The 16,814-nt window shown below is 72.9% G+C and carries 17 protein-coding genes; 8 read left to right on the plus strand and 9 right to left on the minus strand.

Annotated elements, in window-relative coordinates:
• Positions 1 to 15 precede the first annotated feature (15 nt).
• Both Q0795_RS16065 and Q0795_RS16070 read left to right on the plus strand, forming a co-directional pair.
• Positions 16 to 1,197, plus strand: a complete 1,182-nt coding sequence (locus tag Q0795_RS16065; RefSeq protein WP_298891368.1) for an FAD-dependent oxidoreductase — start codon at positions 16 to 18, stop codon at positions 1,195 to 1,197.
• Between the two features lie 136 nt (positions 1,198 to 1,333).
• The gene (locus Q0795_RS16070; protein ID WP_298891370.1) at positions 1,334 to 1,912 is read left to right on the plus strand and encodes a DUF2231 domain-containing protein; all 579 of its coding nucleotides are present in this window, start codon (positions 1,334 to 1,336) and stop codon (positions 1,910 to 1,912) included.
• A 73-nt stretch (positions 1,913 to 1,985) separates the two neighbouring features.
• Here Q0795_RS16070 and Q0795_RS16075 read toward each other — a convergent pair whose 3' ends face one another.
• Positions 1,986 to 2,441 carry a MarR family transcriptional regulator gene (locus Q0795_RS16075; RefSeq protein WP_298891372.1) on the minus strand — a complete coding sequence of 152 codons (456 nt, stop codon included), beginning with the start codon at positions 2,439 to 2,441 and terminating at the stop codon, positions 1,986 to 1,988.
• 52 nt (positions 2,442 to 2,493) lie between these two features.
• Here Q0795_RS16075 and Q0795_RS16080 point away from each other — a divergent pair, with 52 nt between their 5' ends.
• Positions 2,494 to 2,910, plus strand: coding sequence for an organic hydroperoxide resistance protein (locus tag Q0795_RS16080; protein WP_298891374.1), 417 nt, complete (start codon positions 2,494 to 2,496; stop codon positions 2,908 to 2,910).
• 36 nt (positions 2,911 to 2,946) lie between these two features.
• On the opposite strand, the gene Q0795_RS16085 is transcribed toward Q0795_RS16080, so the two are convergent.
• The 4 genes from Q0795_RS16085 to Q0795_RS16100 all read right to left on the minus strand — a co-directional run bounded on the left by Q0795_RS16085 (position 2,947) and on the right by Q0795_RS16100 (position 5,395).
• Complete coding sequence (locus Q0795_RS16085; RefSeq protein ID WP_298891376.1) at positions 2,947 to 3,081, minus strand: hypothetical protein; 135 nt, start codon at positions 3,079 to 3,081, stop codon at positions 2,947 to 2,949.
• A gap of 82 nt (positions 3,082 to 3,163) precedes the next feature.
• Positions 3,164 to 3,505 carry a DUF2200 domain-containing protein gene (locus Q0795_RS16090; RefSeq protein WP_298891378.1) on the minus strand — a complete coding sequence of 114 codons (342 nt, stop codon included), beginning with the start codon at positions 3,503 to 3,505 and terminating at the stop codon, positions 3,164 to 3,166.
• Between the two features lie 86 nt (positions 3,506 to 3,591).
• Positions 3,592 to 3,813, minus strand: a complete 222-nt coding sequence (locus tag Q0795_RS16095; protein ID WP_298891380.1) for a hypothetical protein — start codon at positions 3,811 to 3,813, stop codon at positions 3,592 to 3,594.
• A gap of 178 nt (positions 3,814 to 3,991) precedes the next feature.
• Positions 3,992 to 5,395, minus strand: coding sequence for an HNH endonuclease signature motif containing protein (locus Q0795_RS16100; protein WP_298891382.1), 1,404 nt, complete (start codon positions 5,393 to 5,395; stop codon positions 3,992 to 3,994).
• Between the two features lie 251 nt (positions 5,396 to 5,646).
• On the opposite strand from Q0795_RS16100, the gene Q0795_RS16105 reads away from it, so the two are divergent.
• Positions 5,647 to 7,182 carry a trypsin-like peptidase domain-containing protein gene (locus tag Q0795_RS16105; RefSeq protein ID WP_298891384.1) on the plus strand — a complete coding sequence of 512 codons (1,536 nt, stop codon included), beginning with the start codon at positions 5,647 to 5,649 and terminating at the stop codon, positions 7,180 to 7,182.
• Positions 7,183 to 7,285: 103 nt separating this feature from the next.
• On the opposite strand, the gene Q0795_RS16110 is transcribed toward Q0795_RS16105, so the two are convergent.
• Positions 7,286 to 8,383, minus strand: a complete 1,098-nt coding sequence (locus tag Q0795_RS16110) for an alpha/beta fold hydrolase (RefSeq protein ID WP_298891386.1) — start codon at positions 8,381 to 8,383, stop codon at positions 7,286 to 7,288.
• 51 nt (positions 8,384 to 8,434) lie between these two features.
• The gene (locus Q0795_RS16115) at positions 8,435 to 9,634 is read right to left on the minus strand and encodes a class I SAM-dependent methyltransferase (RefSeq protein ID WP_298891388.1); all 1,200 of its coding nucleotides are present in this window, start codon (positions 9,632 to 9,634) and stop codon (positions 8,435 to 8,437) included.
• 90 nt (positions 9,635 to 9,724) lie between these two features.
• Here Q0795_RS16115 and Q0795_RS16120 point away from each other — a divergent pair, with 90 nt between their 5' ends.
• Positions 9,725 to 12,856: a BTAD domain-containing putative transcriptional regulator gene (locus Q0795_RS16120; protein ID WP_298891390.1), complete on the plus strand. Its 3,132-nt coding sequence runs from the start codon at positions 9,725 to 9,727 to the stop codon at positions 12,854 to 12,856.
• A 134-nt stretch (positions 12,857 to 12,990) separates the two neighbouring features.
• Here the strand turns inward: Q0795_RS16120 and Q0795_RS16125 are convergent, their stop codons facing one another.
• Together Q0795_RS16125 and Q0795_RS16130 are read right to left on the minus strand one after the other, a co-directional pair.
• Complete coding sequence (locus tag Q0795_RS16125; protein ID WP_298891392.1) at positions 12,991 to 13,710, minus strand: response regulator transcription factor; 720 nt, start codon at positions 13,708 to 13,710, stop codon at positions 12,991 to 12,993.
• Complete coding sequence (locus tag Q0795_RS16130) at positions 13,707 to 14,996, minus strand: histidine kinase (RefSeq protein WP_298891394.1); 1,290 nt, start codon at positions 14,994 to 14,996, stop codon at positions 13,707 to 13,709. The genes Q0795_RS16125 and Q0795_RS16130 overlap by 4 nt, the downstream gene beginning before the upstream one ends.
• 169 nt (positions 14,997 to 15,165) lie before the next feature.
• On the opposite strand from Q0795_RS16130, the gene Q0795_RS16135 reads away from it, so the two are divergent.
• From Q0795_RS16135 to Q0795_RS16145, 3 genes are all read left to right on the plus strand, one after another.
• Entirely contained in the window at positions 15,166 to 15,951 is a 786-nt protein-coding gene (locus Q0795_RS16135) for a DUF4352 domain-containing protein (RefSeq protein WP_298891395.1), read from the plus strand.
• Between the two features lie 141 nt (positions 15,952 to 16,092).
• A complete protein-coding gene (locus Q0795_RS16140) occupies positions 16,093 to 16,368 on the plus strand; it encodes a type II toxin-antitoxin system Phd/YefM family antitoxin (protein WP_298891396.1) in 276 nt (91 codons plus the stop codon).
• On the plus strand, positions 16,368 to 16,763 hold the full coding sequence (locus tag Q0795_RS16145) for a type II toxin-antitoxin system VapC family toxin (RefSeq protein ID WP_298891397.1): 396 nt from the start codon (positions 16,368 to 16,370) through the stop codon (positions 16,761 to 16,763). The genes Q0795_RS16140 and Q0795_RS16145 overlap by 1 nt, the downstream gene beginning before the upstream one ends.
• Positions 16,764 to 16,814 lie beyond the last annotated feature (51 nt).

Raw genomic sequence — 16,814 nt, forward strand, 5'->3', positions numbered from 1 at the left:
AGCGAGAGGAACGCCATGGCCCGGCACGACGTGGTCATCATCGGTGCCGGCAACGCCGGTATCTCTCTCGCCGCGCGGCTGCTGCGGGTCGGAGCGAAGGACGTGGCCGTGGTGTCGCCGGACCGGCCGCACCTGTTCCGGCCGCTCCTGAACTACGTCGCCGGCGGGCAGGCCACGCTGAGCGAGCTGACGCGCAGCACCGCTGCGGTCATGCCGGCGGACTGCACCTGGGTCCGCGACCGGGCGGTGGCGGTCCACACCGACGAGCGCGAGGTCGAGCTGGCGGGCGGCGACCGGGTGGGGTACCAGGACCTCGTCCTCGCCCCCGGCCTGGAGGAGGACCTCGGTGCCGTGCCGGGGCTCGCGGAGGCCATGACGGCCGGCTGGTCGCTGACCGCCCACGTGGCGTCCCAGGCGCCGGCCGTCTGGGACGCGGTCGAACAGATGACGCGCGGCCGGGTGGTCTTCACCCTCCCTCCGGAGCCGTCTCCCTGCGGGGGGACCGCGCTGAAGCCGCTCTTCCTGGCGTGCGACCGGTGGCGCCGACGCGGGGTGCTGAGCGACGTCGACGTGCACCTGATCACCCCCTTCGCCGGCGTCCTGGGCCTGCCGTTCGTGGATCACCGGCTCGAGGCACGCCTGCGCGAGCTCGGGGTCACCGTGCACCAGGAGGCGAGAGTGGCCTCGGTCGACCATCAGGAGCGGGCGGTGACCCTCGACGGACCGGCCGCCACGGTGCTGCACGACGTGGACCGGGCCTTCGTGGTGCCGCCCTACCGCGGCCAGGACTGGCTGGCCCCGCTGGCCCGGACGGGGGCGAGCGGCCAGGTCGACGTCGATCCCGAGACGATGGCCCACCGCTCGGTGCCGCGGGTGTGGAGCCTCGGCGACGCGGCCGCGCTCGACACCCGGCCCTCGGGTGGCGCGCTGCGCCAGCAGGTCGAGGTGCTCGCCGACAACATCGCCCGCCACCGGCTGGACCAGCCGCTGCGCCGCTACAACGGCTACACGATCATCCCGATCACGATCGATCGGCACCGGTTGCTGCTCGCGGAGTTCGACCGCACCGGCGCCCAGGCCCCGACCACCGGGCTGGTCGACCTGAGCGTCCCACGCCGCGCGCTGTGGCTCTTCGACCGCTACGTCGAGCCGGTCCTCTACTTCCGTGCGCTGCTACGGGGCCTGCTCATCCCCTGAGCGGGTCGCCGTGGCCCCCGTGAGGTCGGCGGGCGTGGAGTGGGCGGCCCGGTGTCGGCCGCCGACGCGGGTGGCCACCGTCGGCAAACCTCCATCTCGAGGTGCGGTCGACCACCAGCAGGCGGACGATGTGGGTATGGAGCAGATTCAGTCCCAGCCCGTGCCCGCGATCGTGCGGTGGACCGAGCGCCTCGAGCAGACCGAGGCGCTGGACGGCCCGGTCCAGGCCATCGAGCCCAAGATCACCTCCCTCTTCGGGTCCGGCACCACCGGCTGGGTCCTGCGCGGCGAGTGGCTCGGCCACGCGCTGCACCCCCTGCTCACCGATATCACCATGGGATCGTGGACCTCGGCGACGGTGCTCGACCTCGTCGGTGGTCCCGCCTCCGCGCCGGCTGCGCAACGACTGGTGGGGCTCGGGCTGCTCACGGCCGCACCGACCGCGTGGTCGGGCTGGGCCGAGTGGTCCGAGACCGGCACCCGCGACAAGCGGGTCGGCCTCGTCCACGCCGCCGGCAACGGGCTCGCCGCCACCGCGTATGCCGCGTCCTGGATCGCCCGCCGCACCGGCAACCACCGCCTCGGTGCGGTGCTCGCGATCGGCGGGGCGGGGGCGTCGGGCGTTGCGGCATACCTCGGCGGTCACCTGGCGGTGGCGCGCGGCGTCGGGAGCAAGCACCCGGCGTTCGACGACCCGGCCCAGATCGTCACCTAGTCTCGGTTCCTGCGACGGGTGGCTGTGCCAGATGGTCTCCGGCTCCTGGGGCGGGTGGCTGCGCCAGAGGAGGTCAGCCGGTCCGGGGCCCTTCGCCCTCGAGCGCGTCGATGACGGTGTCCAGCAAGGAGCGCAGGGAGCGCGCCTGCTCCTCGGTCATCCCCATGCCACCGGCCAGCCGCTGCGGGACGTCGGCCACGCGGTCGCGCAGGTGCCACCCCTCGTCGGTCACCGAGACCAGCACACGTCGCTCGTCGCGTCCGTCGCGCACCCGCTCGACCAGACCGGACGTCTCCATCCGCTTGAGCAGCGGCGTGAGGGTGCCGGAGTCCAGGTGCAGGCGAGCACCCAGGTCGCGCACGCTCAGCGGCTCCGCCGAGTCCCAGAGGGCGAGGAGTGTGAGGTACTGCGGGTACGTCAGCCCGACCTCAACGAGCAACTCGGCGTAGCGCCGGGTGACCGCACGGGACGCGGCGTACAGCGGCAGGCAGATCTGCTGGTCGAGCGCCAGCTGCGGGTAGCCGTCCATCCCTCCATCCTAGCGTTTGCACCATGAGATTGCGCGCAATACAGTTGTGCACATGGAAACTCTCTACACCGCTACTGCCCTTGCCACCGGAGACGGCCGCAACGGCCGCGTCGAGTCCAGCGACGGCATCCTCGCCGCTGACGTCCGGGCCCCGAAGGAGATGGGCGGCCCGGGTGGCGCCACCAACCCCGAGCAGCTCTTCGCCGCCGGGTACGCCGCGTGCTTCCACTCCGCCCTGCGGGGTGTCGCCAAGCGTTCCGGCGCCGACGTCACGGACTCCGAGGTGGTGGCGGACGTGTCCATCGGCCCGAACGGCGAGGGAGGCTTCGGCCTGGCGGTCGGCCTCGAGGTGACGCTCCCCCAGGTCGAGCGCGCCGACGCCGAGAAACTGGTGGAGCAGGCACACCAGGTGTGCCCCTACTCCAACGCCACCCGCGGCAACGTCGAGGTCACCCTCACCGTCGCCTGACCCTCGCGCCGAGCGCGGGGAGTCAGGCCAGGATGCTCAGCGCTTCTTGGGGCGGACGGCGTTCTCGAGGGTGCTGGCGTCGTCCCCCTTGGCCCGCTTCTCCGCCCGCTTCTCCTTGATGCTCTTGCCGGACTTCTTGGACATGGTCTGGCGCGGCGACTTGTCTGTCATGGCGTGGCCTTTGATGGGGAGACCTGAGTGGTCCCGCTAGCTCCGACACTACGCGCTTGCCCGCCTCAGCGGGCCAGCGCCGTCAGGAGCGCAGGACCTTGGCCATCGGACGACCCTTGGCCAGCTCGTCGACGAGCTTGTCGAGGTAGCGGATCTGTTGCATCAACGGGTCCTCCACCTCCTGGACCTTGACACCGCACACCGACCCGGTGATCTGGTCGACACGAGGGTTGAGGTCAGCGGCGGCGAAGAAGTCCTCGAAGGTCGTCCCGGCGGCCAGGTGGTGGCTCAGCTGGGCGTCGTCGAAGCCGGTCAGCCACTCGATGACCTCCCGCACCTCGGCCTCGGTGCGGCCCTTGCGCTCGGCCTTGGTGACGTAGAGCGGGTAGACGGAAGCGACGGTGGCGGTGAAGATCCGGCTCATGTCAGGTCCTGGTAGTGAAGTCGTGAAGTCGTGAGGTCGTGAAGTCCTGGCCGTCAGGTCGTGATCAACGGGTCGTGGTCGTCAGGTCAGCGCTCGGCGTCCTCGACCGCGCTCTGCCGACCGCGGCTGGCGGTCGCGTCGCCGTCCTCGCCTTCGTGGTTGTCTTCGGCCGTGGCGTCGTCGGGGCCGGTGTCGTTGGTGTCCGGGGTCTCGGGGACGGCGTCGGCGCCCCCGCGGATGGTCTCCTCGTTGAGGGAGCCGGAGCCACCCTCGGAGACGGTGCCGCCCTGGTCGGAGTCGTTGGTCATGCTTCTCAATCTACGCGCCGGCGAGCTGACGGTCGTGGTGACCCGGGGGGGTGCGCGCTGCGTTCTCGGCATCACCCCCTGCACCCCCGGCGACCCTGCACCCCCGGCGACGTCTGGCGTCTCGGCCGGTGCGCAGGCCGGTGGCCCGGCCCACGCAGGGGTCGGGTGCGGGGCGGGGTCATCGCAGTCTCCAGCGGACCCCGGTCGCCTCGACGTCGGCGGTCGCGTCGTGCTGGTGCACCCAGGTGTGGTGCCTGGGGCAGAGCAGCGCGTAGTTGCCAAGATCCGAGCGGCCGCCGCGGGCCCAGTGGACGACGTGGTGCGCGTCGCACCAGGTCGCGGGCACGTGACAGCCCGGGAAGGTGCAGCCGCCGTCGCGGTGCGCCAGGGCGCGTCGCTGGCCCGGGGTGACGAGTCTCTTGGCGCGGCCGAGGTCCAGGATCTGCCCCGCTTCCCCGAGCACGGCGGGGATGATGTCGGCCTCGCACGCCAGCTGGCGTACCTGGTGGGCGGGGATCGTGCCGTCGTGCACGGTGTGCCCGGCACCAGCCAGGGCGCCGCGCAGCTCCTGCAGCCCGATCGTGACCATGACCTGCGCCTTGGGTGTTGTGGGCTGCCCCTCGGTGCCCGCGACGCCGCGTCGGAAGACCGTCATGAACGCGTCGTAGCGGCGCTGCCCGGCCGTGCGCAGGTCCAGCTCGGCAACAGCCGAACCATCACCCGGCGTGGTGCCGTCACCCCGGTGGCCACCACCAGAGGCACCATCACCCGGGCCACCATCACCCGGGCCAGCATCACCTGCGACCCGATTACGGTGCGGGTCACCCTGCGCGGCGTCGTCCTGGTGCGGTGCCGGCGCGGCCAGTGGTGACATGAGCACGGCCTTGATTGCCTCGTAGTCGGCGTCGCTGCCCACGGTCAGCACGAACCGGCGCAGCGACCCGTCAGCCAGCGATGACTCGTGCACGTCGCGCAGCTCGTGCTTGGCCTGGGCGCGGGCGACCTGCTCCTTCTCGGACAGGCAGGTCGTCACGAGCTTGGTGGTGATCTTGGCCAGGTCCCGCTCGTCGAACTCCTCCTTCGCGGCGGCGACGGTCAGCAGGTCGGTCGCCTCGGCATACTCGGCCTCCCCGAGCGCCGGCCGGATCCTGGTGAGTGCCCGCAGGACCTGCGCCGCGCGGTGCACCGGCACCGACCCGTCCTGCACGGCGTCCGCCAACGGTCCGTGCACGCCCTGCTGGGCGGCGCGGGCGATCATCGCGATCTCGATCGCGGTCCTCGAGGCGAGCCCGGGGCATACCAGTCTCACCCAGTCCACGTCGGAGAACCCGGCCTCCTGGTGCAACCCCCGACTCAGCCCCTCGCGCGCTACCGCCACGAGCAGCGCGTGCGTCCGGGCAGCGACCCCATCCAGCGCCCCCAGCACCTCACCCAGCTCACGCTCCTGCAACAACGCAGGCGACGCCAACGCCGCCACGGAACGCTCGACCGCGTCAGCCAACTGCGCCACGGCCGCGACCGCACCACCCCCGGCGCCGCCGTCCCGGCCGCCGGTGGCCTCACTGCCCCACCTACCCCTCATGCGAACTAGTGTACGAGTCGGGTCTGACAGACCCTCCGCTCACGCGGTGATGCCGCAGCGCATCGCGCCCACCCGCTCCGGACCACGCGCCGGACCCCGCCCCACCCCGGCGCCGCGAAGGGACGACCGCCTGCCTCGAAACTCTGAATCCCTTTCCAGTGACTCTTCCCTGATCACGCATTCCGCCCTATGATTCTGCTGCCTCCTGGGGAACTTGACGAGGCTTCGTACCTTTCCGTGAGCAGGGACCCGTGAACGTTCAACCACCCTTGTCCGCGACCCCTGCCCCGCAGCGTCGCGTCAATCCTGTCCTCCTCGTCGCCCTGGGGGCGGTCCTCGCCGTCGTCATCGGGCTGGGCGGGGTCTATCTCGGCATGACGCTGCGTGGTGACACCACCGCGGCCCCGCCCGAGCCCGAGCCTGTCGCCGTCGCCACGCCCGACCCTGTGGTCGCCACGGCGGAGCCGGCCTCCGACTCCCTCAGCACCGACGAGCTCGCCGACCGGTACGCCTCAGGGGTCTTCAAGGTCGAGGTCGAGGGGTGCAACATGAGCGGCTCCGGCTCGGCCTGGGTCCTCGACGAGCACCACCTGGTCACGAACTGGCACGTCGTCAGCATCGACCCGACGCCCGAGCTGGTGAGCCGGGACGGCAGGACCACGATGACCGGCACCGTCATCGGCGGCCGGACCGAGCCCGACATCGCCGTCATCGAGGTCGACGAGCCCATCCGAGGGGCTGCCCTCGACTGGGCCAACACCGACGACCTGCGGGAGGGCGAGGAGATCGTCTCCCTGGGCTACCCCGCTCCCGCCGGCGACTTCTCGGTCACCCCGTCCACCATCCTCAGCTTCCAGATGGACGGGCCCACCCGCGAGGCCATCCGGGGCGACGGCGCCCTGGACCACGGCAACTCCGGCGGTCCGGCGCTGACCACCGACGGCGAGGTCGCGGGGGTCGCCACCGTCATGGTGCGCGAGGCCAACCAGCTGCAGATGGTGCCGCTGCTCTTCACCGCGGACGCCCTGCGGTCCACGGTGCAGGACTTCATCGACGACCCGCAGACCGTGGAGGAGTCCTGCGACGAGGAGGTCGCCGAGCTCCCGGACGAGTGGGGTGACGACTTCGAGGACTGGTCCGCGAGCGGCCCGGACGCCTACGGGGACGACGCCACGCTGGACGCCCTGTGGGACTCGTGCGCCGCCGGGGACCTGGAGGCGTGCGACTCGCTGTGGTGGGACTCGCCGATCGGCTCGGGGTATGAGGCGTTCGCCGCCACGTGTGGGGGCACCAGCGAGGCGTCGCACGGGAGCTGCGTCTCGGACGCCGGGTGGGCTGCCCAGGAGGCTGCGTGGGAGGCGGAGCGGGTCCAGGACGAGGCCGACCGGGCCGCCGAGGAGGCGGCAGACCAGGCCGCCGAGGAGCAGGCCCAGGCGGAGGAGGAGGCCGCCGTCGCGGCCCTGCTCTCCGCCTGCGAGGCGGGCGACATGCAGGCCTGCGACGACCTCTACTGGCAGTCCCCGTCGGGCAGCGAGGCCGAGGCCACGGCCGCGGACTGCGGCGGACACTTCGCGGACTACTGGGGCTCCTGCGTCGACCGCGAGGCCGAGGCCGGTGAGATCGCGACGCTGGTCGGGTCGTGCGAGGCGGGCGACCTGCAGGCCTGCGACGACCTCTACTGGCAGTCCCCGTCCGGGAGCGAGGCCGAGGCGATAGCGGAGGACTGCGGCGGCCGCTACCCGGGCGAGGGTGGCTCCTGCGTCTGGGCCGAGGAGGAGGACGAGTGAGCCACCAGCCGCGCTGACCCCGGTGACCCTCGGTCCGCTCCCTTCGCGCCACCGCGGCGAGCAGGGCGTCTCGACGTGCGGTCCTGCTGACGGCAGGAGCGCGTCAGACCTCGGCGCTGAGCAGCTCCGAGAGGTGGCCGTCGAGCTCGGCGAGGTAGGACTCCTCGAACCCGAAGAGCCCGAAGTGCCCGGCGACCGAGTGCAGGGTGCGCAGCTCGCTGCCGGGGACCAGCTCCTGCTCCCGGGCGCAGTCGCGGGGCGGGAAGAACATGTCCTCGTCGATCGGCAGCACGAAGGTCTTGGCGGTGATCCGCCCGAGCGCGGCCGCGAGGTCCCCGCCGGTATGCCGCGCGACGTCCCCGCGCTGCCACTTCCACGCCATACTCAGCAGGGCGTTCGGGTCCATCGCGGCGAACGTCGGCCGCAGGAACCGGTCGCGGAACTCCTCGAACGTGTCCCAGGTGACGTCGGGCAGCTCGATCCCGCGCCAGAACTCCGAGCGCCAAAACTCGGTGGACAGGCCCATGACCGCCCAGATGTCGGCGTGCCGGCGCAAACCCTCGCCCACGTCGGCCGGCGAGGCGTAGTCGCCGCCGTTCCACCCCGGGTCGGAGGTGATGGCGTCCATGAGCGTCTGGGTGAAGAGGAAGTCGTGCGGGGTGTTCTGCGCCGTGCCGGCGATCATCGCCGCGCGCTGCACCTTCTCCGGGAAACGCACCGCCCACTCCCAGGTCTGCTGGGCGCCCATCGACCCGCCGACGACGAGCGCGAGCCGGTCGATGCCGAACGTCTCGCGCAGCAGCTGCTCCTGCGCACGCACGTCGTCACCGATGCGCACGTGCGGGAAGCCCGCCATCGCGATCTCGCCCTCGGCGGTGTGCGGGGAGGTCGAGAGCCCGTTGCCGATCTGGTTGACGACGACGATGAAGTAGCGCGACGGGTCCAACGCGCGCCCCTCCCCGATGTAGGTCAGGTCCCAGGTCTGGTGGGTGCCGGAGAACCAGGTCGGGACGAGGATCGCGTTGTCCCTGGCCTCGTTGAGTTCGCCGTAGGTGGCGACCGCGAGCTCGAGGTCCGGTATGACGCCGCCCTCCTCGAGCTCGAACCGCCCGAGGCTGTGGAGCTCGTAGGCGCCCTGCACCTCGGGTGTGTAGAAGGGGTTGTCGATCGGCATGGCGGACTCCTCGTCGAGCGCGGTCACGGTGGTCGTGAGCCTAGCCGCGAGGGTCCGCCGCCGGAAGGTGCCGCGCCCTCAGACCCGGGCCTCCAGCACCATGTTGAAGTCGTTCTCCGCGGCCCGGCGCACCGTGCCGAAGCCGGCCTCGGTGAGCACCTGGGTCAGCTTCCTCTCGCCCGCCTGCGACCCGAGCGCGAGACCGACCGGCTGGGACAGCGAGTTGGCGGTGCACAGGAAGGTGGAGGCGGCGAAGCTGACCGGTGCCATCGGCACCGTCGCCAGGGTCGTCGACAGGTCGTCAGCGGCGAGCGGCTCGACGAGCAGCAGCCGACCGTCGGCAGCGAGTGCCCGACGGGCGTGCGCCGCTGCCCCGACCGGATCGCCCAGGTCGTGCAAGGTGTCGAAGTAGGTGATCAGGTCCACCTCCCGGTCCGGGTAGCTCTGCGCGTCGTCGACCTCGAAGCGCACCCGGTCGCTCACCCCGTGCTCCTGCGCACGGCGTCGGGCGACCTCGACAGAGGGCTCGTGCGCGTCGTAGCCGACGAAGCGCGAGGCGGGGAACGCCTGGGCCAGCAGCACCAGCGGGGCCCCGCGACCGCAACCGACATCGACGACCGTGGCCCCGGCCTCCAGCCGCTGCGACAGGCCCTCGACGGCGGGCACCCACTCGGAGAGCAGGCTGTTGCGGTAGCCGACGCGGAAGAATCGCTCGATCGCCTCGAAGATCGCCGGGTCCTGCTCCGACCACGGGATGCCGTGCCCGGTGCGGAACGCCTCGCTGAGCCGCTCGGTCCGTCGGTGCAGACCGCTGATGAGCGGGGCTGCCCCGATCATCGCGGCCGGCGAGTCGTCCGAGGCCAGGACGGCAGCGTGCTCCGCCGGGAGGGTGAAGGTGCCGGCGTCCGGGTCGTGGAGCAGGATGCCGACGGCGGCCTGCTGCGCGAGCCACTCGCGGACGTACCGTTCCGCGGTGCCGGTCGATGCTGCCAGCTCGGCCGGGGTCACCGGGCCGGAGCCGGCGAGCGCGGCATACAGTCCGACGCGGTCGCCGACGGCCATCATCGCGGCGGTCGCGCCCCCGGCGAGCATCATCGCGATCTGCTGCGCGAAGGCGCCGACCTGCTCGAGATCGAGCTCGGACGAGGCCGCCTCAGCGGCGCCCGGGGTGCCGGCCGGGGTGCCATCCGTGGTGCCGGCCGTGGTGCCGGTCGGACCGCCGGTCGGACCGCCGTGGTCGGCCTGGTCGGCGTGGTGGGGTGCTGTGTGCGTGGTCATGTCGCCTCTCTCTCGTCGTGCTGACCGTCCCACCGTGGACCGCCGCGCTTGCACGGCGCTGTCACCCCACTGTCAGGCAGACTGGTCGACGTGCCCCAGCTGCGGTTCGGCGTGCTCGGCACGCTGGAGGTGCTCGTCGACGGCCGACCGGTCCACGTCCCCGCCGGACGTCGTCGGGCGGTGCTGACCTGCCTGCTCGTGCACGCGGACGCCCCGGTCTCCACGGACGCCCTGGTCGAGGCGGCGTGGGGCGACGAGCCACCGGCCGACCCACGCGGCGCGCTGCAGACCGTGGTCTCCCGGTTGCGAGCGCTCCTCGGACCGGACGCGGTGCAGACCGTGGAGCACGGCTACCGCCTACCGGCTCCCCCGGCGCAGGTGGACGCCCTCGAGCTGGAGGACCTGGTCACCCGGGCTCGGGCCGCCGAGCCTGCCAGCGCGTCAGCTCTCCTGGAGCAGGCCCGGGCGCTGTGGCGAGGGCCGCCCTTCGGTGCGCTCACCGACCGGGAGCCGGTGGTGGCCGCGGCCGCACGACTGGAGGGTATGCGGCACGACGCCACCGAGCTGCAGGCCTCGGCCCTGCTCGACCTGGGTGAGGAGGCCGCCGCGGTGCCGCTCCTGGGCGAGCTGCTGGCCGAGGAGCCCTACCGCGAGCGCGCCGTCGGCGTGCTGGCGCGGGCCCTCTACCGTCTGGGACGGCAGACCGAGGCGCTCGACCTGCTCGACCGACACCGCCGCCGCATGGCCGACGAGCTGGGGCTCGACCCGTCCCCGGAGCTGGTCGACCTGCAGGCACGGGTGCTGGGGCACGAGCTGGAGGCCCCCGTCGCAACCCCGGCCGGGCGACCCCGCCGACGGGACGACCCCGACCTCTCGGACACCGCCGAGCCGGTCGACGGCCCAGCGGTGGCAGGACGAGCACCGGGGCCCGCACCGGGGGCCGCACCGGGACCCGCACCAGGGCCAGCGCCCAGGCCCTCGCCGCCGGACTGGCTCCGGGGAGCGGCCCCCCTGGTGGGGCGGGAGGACGACCTCGCCCGTGTCCTGGAGGCGGTGCGGGCTGGTCCGCTCACGACGGTGACGGGCCCGGGCGGTGTCGGCAAGACCAGACTCGCCGGGGAGGCTGTCCGCGTCATCGCGCGCCAGTCGGCGCTGCCGGTCGTGGTGACCGAGCTCGCCGGCGCCGGGCCCGGCGAGGTCGCGACCACCCTCGCCGGCGCGCTGCGGCTGGGGCGCCGGATCGCGGACCCGGCCGAGGCGGTCGTCGACCTGCTGACGATCGCTCCGCACGTGCTGGTCGTCGACGACGCGGAGCACCTCCTCGGGGAGGTCGCCGAGCTGCTCGCCCAGGTGGCGCGGCGGTGCAGCGGCACGCACGTGCTCGTCACCAGCCGCCAACGCCTCGGTCTAGGCTCTGAGGTGGTGCTGCCGCTCGAACCGCTGGCGGTGCCCGGCCCGGACGACGGCCACGGGCTGGGCACCTCGGCGGCGGTCCGCCTCTTCACCGACCGGGTGCGGCGGCTGAGCCCCGGGTTCGGCGTCACCGCGGACAACGCGGTGGCGGTGGGCGAGCTCTGCCGCCGTCTCGACGGGCTGCCGTTGGCGCTGGAGCTGGCAGCCGCGCGCACGGTGACGCTGGGGCTGGAGGAGGTCCTGGCCCTGCTGCCGACACCCGACCGCGCCGATGACGGGCACCTCACTCCGGGGGACAGCCTGGCACCCGCCCGGGCCGGCACTGGGCACGTGACTCCGCAGGACGGCCCGCCACCCCCGGCTCCCGACGGGCTCGGGCTCGACCGGACGGTCGACTGGTCCTGCCGGCTCCTCGACGCCGAGCAGCAGGTCCTGCTGGCGCGGCTGTCGGTCTTCGCCGGTGACTTCGACATCGAGGCGGTCCGGGCGGTCTACGCCGGCCTCGAGGTCGCCCCGGACCCAGGCGCGGCGCTGGCCGGACTCGTGGAGGCCTCGCTCGTCACAGCGCGGGTGGAGGGTCCGCGCGCGCGGCACCGGTTGCTGGGCGTGGTGCGGGAGTATGCCGCTCGTCGGCTGCGCGGACGCGGGACCGAGGAGGTCGCGGTGCAGCGGGCACATGCGACCTGGGCAGCCACCGAGTGCGAGCAGGTGGCCGAGGTGTGGGCCACTCAGGACGGGGCGCTCCTCGCCGGCCGGCTCGAGGAGCTGGTGCCGGACGTGGTGGCGGCGTTGCGCCGCACGGTGGACAGCACAAGGACCGCCCGCTTTGACCCGGGCCTGCTCGTCGCGCTGCGGACCGCCGGCGCGGTGGGACGGTGCCTGCACTGGGTGCCCCCGCCGGACCTCGGCGACCTCCACCTGGCGGTCGCCGAGCTGGCGGTCTCCCGGCTGGGGCCCCGCGACCTCGCGGTCGGTGACGCACCGGTCGTCGCGAACGGGGTGGGGGCGGGCGCGATGGTCGCGGTGGAGCGCGGCGAGCTGGACCGGGCGCGCCGACTGGCGCTGGCCGGGCACCAGCTCGCTGGTGGAGCCGACGAGCCGATGGTCTGTCTGGTGCTGGGGGTGGAGGCGATGTACCGCGGGGACGCCGCCACCTGCACCGAGTGGTTCACCCGCCTCGGCCGCCTCCCCGGACTTGCCGGTGAGAGCCACACCTCCCGGGCGCTGATGGCGCTGTATGCCGGTGACCTGGCGGCAGCGCAGGACCACCTCGCCGTGGCGCGCGCAGCCGCGGGCTCCGGCGCGGACGCCTCGCGGGCGTTCGCGTTGTATGCCGAGGGGGAGGTCATGGCAGTCACCGACACCCAGGCGGCGACCGACCGCTTCCGGGAGGCGGCGGCCTTGGCCGCCCAGATCAGCGCGGCCCAGGTGAGCAAGGTGGCGCGGCTGGCGCTCTTCGCCCGGCTGGTGCGCGACGGTCACGGCGGGGAGGCACGCACGCTGGGCGGGGCGTTGCTCCGTGACCTGCAGCGCACCGGGTCCTGGGCCCAGATCTGGACCATGCTCCGGGTGCTGGCCGAGCTGCTCCTCGAGGAGGGCGAGGCCTCGGGCGCCGCCTTCCTGCTCGGTGCGGCCGAGCAGGATCCCTCGGCTCCTCCCCTGATGGGTGAGGACATCGCTCGGCATGCCGCGATCCGGCAGCGTCTGGTCGACGAGGTGGGAGCGGGCGTGCTGGAGCAGATCGCCGCGATGGCGTCCGCGACACCGCGGCCCCACGTCCTGCGCCGCGCCCTCACGCTGCTGGCCTGAGAGCGGCCGGAGCTACCTCCCGCTGATCACCCGAGCCGGCCCACGCGCCGGGAAGCCCTCGCCTCACACCGACGCGAGCGCGACGCGGGGGCCTCAGCTCACCCCGAGGGAACGCGACGCGCGGAGGCCTCGCCTCACACCGACGCGAGCGCGACGAGGACGGCGACCTGGATGCGGTTGCCCACCCCCAGCTTGGTCTGGATCGAGGACAGCTGGGTCTTCACCGTGCTCTCGCTGACGTAGAGGCGCTGGGCCAGCTCGACGTTCGACAGGCCCTGCGAGACGAGGGTCGCCACCTCCCGCTCCCGATCCGTCAGCCGGGCCAGCGCCTGGCGGGCCTCGACGCACTCGGGGGCGGAGGAGACGGTGTGCAGGTGCTGCATGAACTGCCGCGCCGTGCGCTTGGACACCGCTCCCTCCCCCGCGGCGACGGCGAGCACGTGGGCGACCAGGTCCTCCGGCGACTCCGTCTTGAGCAGGAAGCCGCTGGCCCCGGCGGCCGCCGCCCGGAACGGCTCGTCGTCGCTGTCGAAGGTCGTCAGCACGATGACCTCCGGTGGCCGCGCCAGCGCCCGGACCCGCGCCGTCGCGGTCAACCCGTCGAGACGCTGCATCCGCACGTCCATGAGCACCACGTCGGGCCGATGGCGCTCGACCGCCGGGACCGCTTCGTCACCGTCCGCGACCGAGCCGACCACCTCGATCCGCCCCTGGCTGCCGCGTTGCAGGATCATCCGCAGCCCTGAGCAGACCATCGGGTCGTCGTCCACGAGGAGCACCCGCACCGGCCGCTCCCCCACCGGCCGCTCCCCCAGTGGCCGCTCTCGCTCTTCCAACCCCTCCGGCGCGCTCATGCCGCGTCCCCCGACCAGGGCAGCGTCACCGTGACGCGGAAGCGCCCGCCGTCGGTGCTGACCTCGCTCGTGCCGCCGAGGATCTCAACGCGCTCGTCGATGCCGCGGAGCCCGGACCCCAAGCCCTCGACCCCCGCCAGGACGGGCACTCGGGCGGAGGTCGGGTTCGACGACTCGATGCGGATGCCCTCGCCCGGGCCACCCGAGACCTGCAGCCGGACCAGCTCGGTCGGCGCGTGCTTGCGGGCGTTGGTGAGCAGCTCCTGGACGATGCGGTAGACCGAGTGCGCCAGGACCGGGTCCGCCTGGTCGGCCGAGTGCAGGAAGACCGTCGACGCTACCGGCACGCCGGCGTCGGCCATGTCGTCGATGACCGACGACAGCTGGGCGAGCGAGCGGACGGACACCGGCGACAGCGGCGCGTCGCTCGCGCCGGCGACCGGGTCGCGCAGCACCCCGACGAGGGAGCGCAGGTCGTCCATCGCGCGCTGCGCGTTGTCGCGGACGGCACGGGCGCTGTTGCGCAGCTCTGGGTCGTCACCCGCCGCGACCTCGATGCCGCCGGCGTGCAGCACCAGCAAGGAGAGCCGGTGCCCGATGACGTCGTGGACCTCGCGCGCGATGAGCTCGCGCTCTCCCTGACGGGACAGCTCGGCGGACAGCGCCCCGGCGGTGGCCCGCTCGACCTCGACCTCGTGCCGGGTGTCGTCGATCTCGTGCCGGGCCCGCAGCCAGAATCCGACGACGACGGGCAGCACGATGACGACGAGATAGACGACGCTCGCGGCATACACGTTGAAGTCGACCGGGTCGGTCTGGACGGTCTCGGTCGAGGAGAAGAAGCGGACCAACGACGAGGCCGGCGTCGGCCCGAGCGCGTCGCGCACGAACCACACCGTCCCGCCCAGCACGTGCAGGAAGGCCAGCGTCTCGGCCTCATTGCGCTTCTCCCGCACCAGCACCTGCGGCAGGACCAGCGCCATGACCGGGCCGATGGGGAAGAACAGCTGCAGGAAGCCCAGACCCCAGGCCGTGTTGGCGAGGTCCTTGCGGCGCAGGAGCAGCAGGAACGGGGCGCCGAGGGCGACCAGCGTGGAGAGCCCTTGCACCGCGTCGGCGGCACCTCCCACCGGCCCGGTCCACGCCCAGACCCGGTTGCGCTCCTCCGCCGAGCTGACCGAGAGCACGGTGATCATGAGCGCGGCGAACATCAGCGCCGCCGTGCGCGACCAGTACCTCACGCCGCGGTCCCGGGGCGCCCTCGCGCTCGTGCTCCTGTCCTCCATGACGCGAAGGCTAGAGCCGAGCGCCGACAGACCCGTCAGCTACTCGGGCAGTCTCGCCACGGCATACCTGACCGATCGGCCAGCGCGATGTGCCCGGACGGCCGATGAGAGTTCCGCCGCCCGCGGGTGGACTGACGACGTCCATCCCGCGAGCACCAAGGAGGCTCCCATGAGCACCCCCGACCACACCCCGCCCCCGCAGCCCGGATCTGCCGGTCCGCAGACGACCTGGGGCCACGACGAGCCCCCGAGGCGCAGCTGGTTCGCCCGGCACAAGATCATCACCGGCATCCTCGTGGTGCTCGGCCTCTTCATCATCATCGGCGCGATGGGCGGGGACGAGGACCCCGCCGACAGCGCCGCACAGCCTTCGGCCACGAGCACCAGCTCGGCCGAGGAAGGCGCGGACTCGTCGGCCAGCTCGTCGGGATCGACGGCCGACGAGTCCGCTGCCGAGGAGGAGGCGCCGGCCGAGGCCTCCGTCGAGGAGGGGACGACGGAGGAGGCGGCGGAGGCGCCGGCCGAGGAGGCTGAGGCGCCTGCCGAGGAGGCGGGCGGCGACCCGCAGCAGGGTGACGTCGTGCAGATCGGCGACTTCGAGGTGAGCGTCACCGGCGTCGAGGGCGGCCTCGCCCAGATCGGGGACGACGCGTTCGGTGAGGAGGCGCAGGGTCAGTTCGTCAAGGTCATGGTGACGGTGGAGAACACCGGCGACGCGGCGGAGTACTTCCTCGACAGCGAGCAGAAGCTCATCGACGACTCCGACCGGCAGCACTCGACGTCGTCCGCGTCATGGCTGCTCGACGAGGAGAGCCTTTTCCTCACCGAGATCAACCCCGGCAACCGGGTCGAGGGCGTGCTGCTCTACGACATCCCGGAGGACGCCGTGCCGACCGCGATCGACCTGCAGGGCGGCTTCTTCAGCTCGCCGGTGCGGGTCTCGCTCGACGGCTGACGGGTATGCCGATCGGGCTCGGCCGCGCAGGGTGCGGCCGAGCCCGTCTTCCTCGCCCGCCGCCGGACATCGGCGCCACAGCCGACCGGGACGTGATGCAAAGTGCTACTTTGTAGCACAAACAACGAGACGGAGGGCGACGTGTCAGACCAGTCGATCGGCATCCGCGAGCTCAAGCAGAACGCCTCGGCGGCGGTCTCCCGGGCAGCCGCCGGGGAGGCGTTGGTGGTCACCGACCACGGAAGGCCGGTCGCCCGCCTGGTGCCCCTCGGCGCAAGCCGCGCATCCGAGCTCGTGGCCGCTGGGCTTGCCCGCGCGCCCCGGGCGGATCTGGCGGACCTTCCTCGACCGGAGGGCGCGCCGAGCACCACGGTCTCGGAGACTCTCGGCCAGGATCGTGAGGACCAGCGCTACTGATGGCCTGGTATCTCGACACCTCGGCGCTCGTGAAGCTGGTCGCCCCGGAACCCGAGTCCGATGCGCTGCGTGAGTGGCTCGAGACCCGTGCTGACGCGCTCGTGACGTCCGATCTCGCCCGGACCGAGCTCTTCCGCGCGGTCCGGCGCGTGCGGCCAGAACTGGCTCCGCTGGCCCGAGAGGTCCTGGACACGCTGACAGTCCTCCGGCTCGAGACCGGCGTCTTCGAGGAGGCGGCCCGCCTCGAGCCACCGGCGCTTCGCTCGCTGGATGCGCTGCACCTGGCGGCGGCGCTGATGCTCGAGGACGACCTGCTCGGCGTGGTGACCTACGACGAACGGCTCGCTGAGGCGGCTCGGCGTCTCGGGTTCGCCGCCCTCGCGCCGGGCCGCTGAGGATCAAATCGACATCGACCACAACGGCTTCACCAGGGATCACCGGTCTTG

This window comes from uncultured Serinicoccus sp., from assembly GCF_947487915.1.
Lineage (GTDB): Bacteria > Actinomycetota > Actinomycetes > Actinomycetales > Dermatophilaceae > Ornithinicoccus.

Excerpts from the sequence above, each read along its gene's own strand:
- Q0795_RS16090 (WP_298891378.1), bottom strand. The coding sequence starts at position 3,505 with ATGAGCCGGATCTTCACCGCCACCGTCGCTTCCGTCTACCCGCTCTAC.
- Q0795_RS16070 (WP_298891370.1), top strand. The coding sequence starts at position 1,334 with ATGGAGCAGATTCAGTCCCAGCCCGTGCCCGCGATCGTGCGGTGGACC.
- Q0795_RS16065 (WP_298891368.1), top strand. The coding sequence starts at position 16 with ATGGCCCGGCACGACGTGGTCATCATCGGTGCCGGCAACGCCGGTATC.
- Q0795_RS16085 (WP_298891376.1), bottom strand. The coding sequence starts at position 3,081 with ATGACAGACAAGTCGCCGCGCCAGACCATGTCCAAGAAGTCCGGCAAG.
- Q0795_RS16100 (WP_298891382.1), bottom strand. The coding sequence starts at position 5,395 with ATGAGGGGTAGGTGGGGCAGTGAGGCCACCGGCGGCCGGGACGGCGGC.
- Q0795_RS16130 (WP_298891394.1), bottom strand. The coding sequence starts at position 14,996 with ATGGAGGACAGGAGCACGAGCGCGAGGGCGCCCCGGGACCGCGGCGTG.
- Q0795_RS16135 (WP_298891395.1), top strand. The coding sequence starts at position 15,166 with ATGAGCACCCCCGACCACACCCCGCCCCCGCAGCCCGGATCTGCCGGT.
- Q0795_RS16145 (WP_298891397.1), top strand. The coding sequence starts at position 16,368 with ATGGCCTGGTATCTCGACACCTCGGCGCTCGTGAAGCTGGTCGCCCCG.
- Q0795_RS16080 (WP_298891374.1), top strand. The coding sequence starts at position 2,494 with ATGGAAACTCTCTACACCGCTACTGCCCTTGCCACCGGAGACGGCCGC.
- Q0795_RS16125 (WP_298891392.1), bottom strand. The coding sequence starts at position 13,710 with ATGAGCGCGCCGGAGGGGTTGGAAGAGCGAGAGCGGCCACTGGGGGAG.
- Q0795_RS16115 (WP_298891388.1), bottom strand. The coding sequence starts at position 9,634 with ATGACCACGCACACAGCACCCCACCACGCCGACCAGGCCGACCACGGC.
- Q0795_RS16095 (WP_298891380.1), bottom strand. The coding sequence starts at position 3,813 with ATGACCAACGACTCCGACCAGGGCGGCACCGTCTCCGAGGGTGGCTCC.
- Q0795_RS16075 (WP_298891372.1), bottom strand. The coding sequence starts at position 2,441 with ATGGACGGCTACCCGCAGCTGGCGCTCGACCAGCAGATCTGCCTGCCG.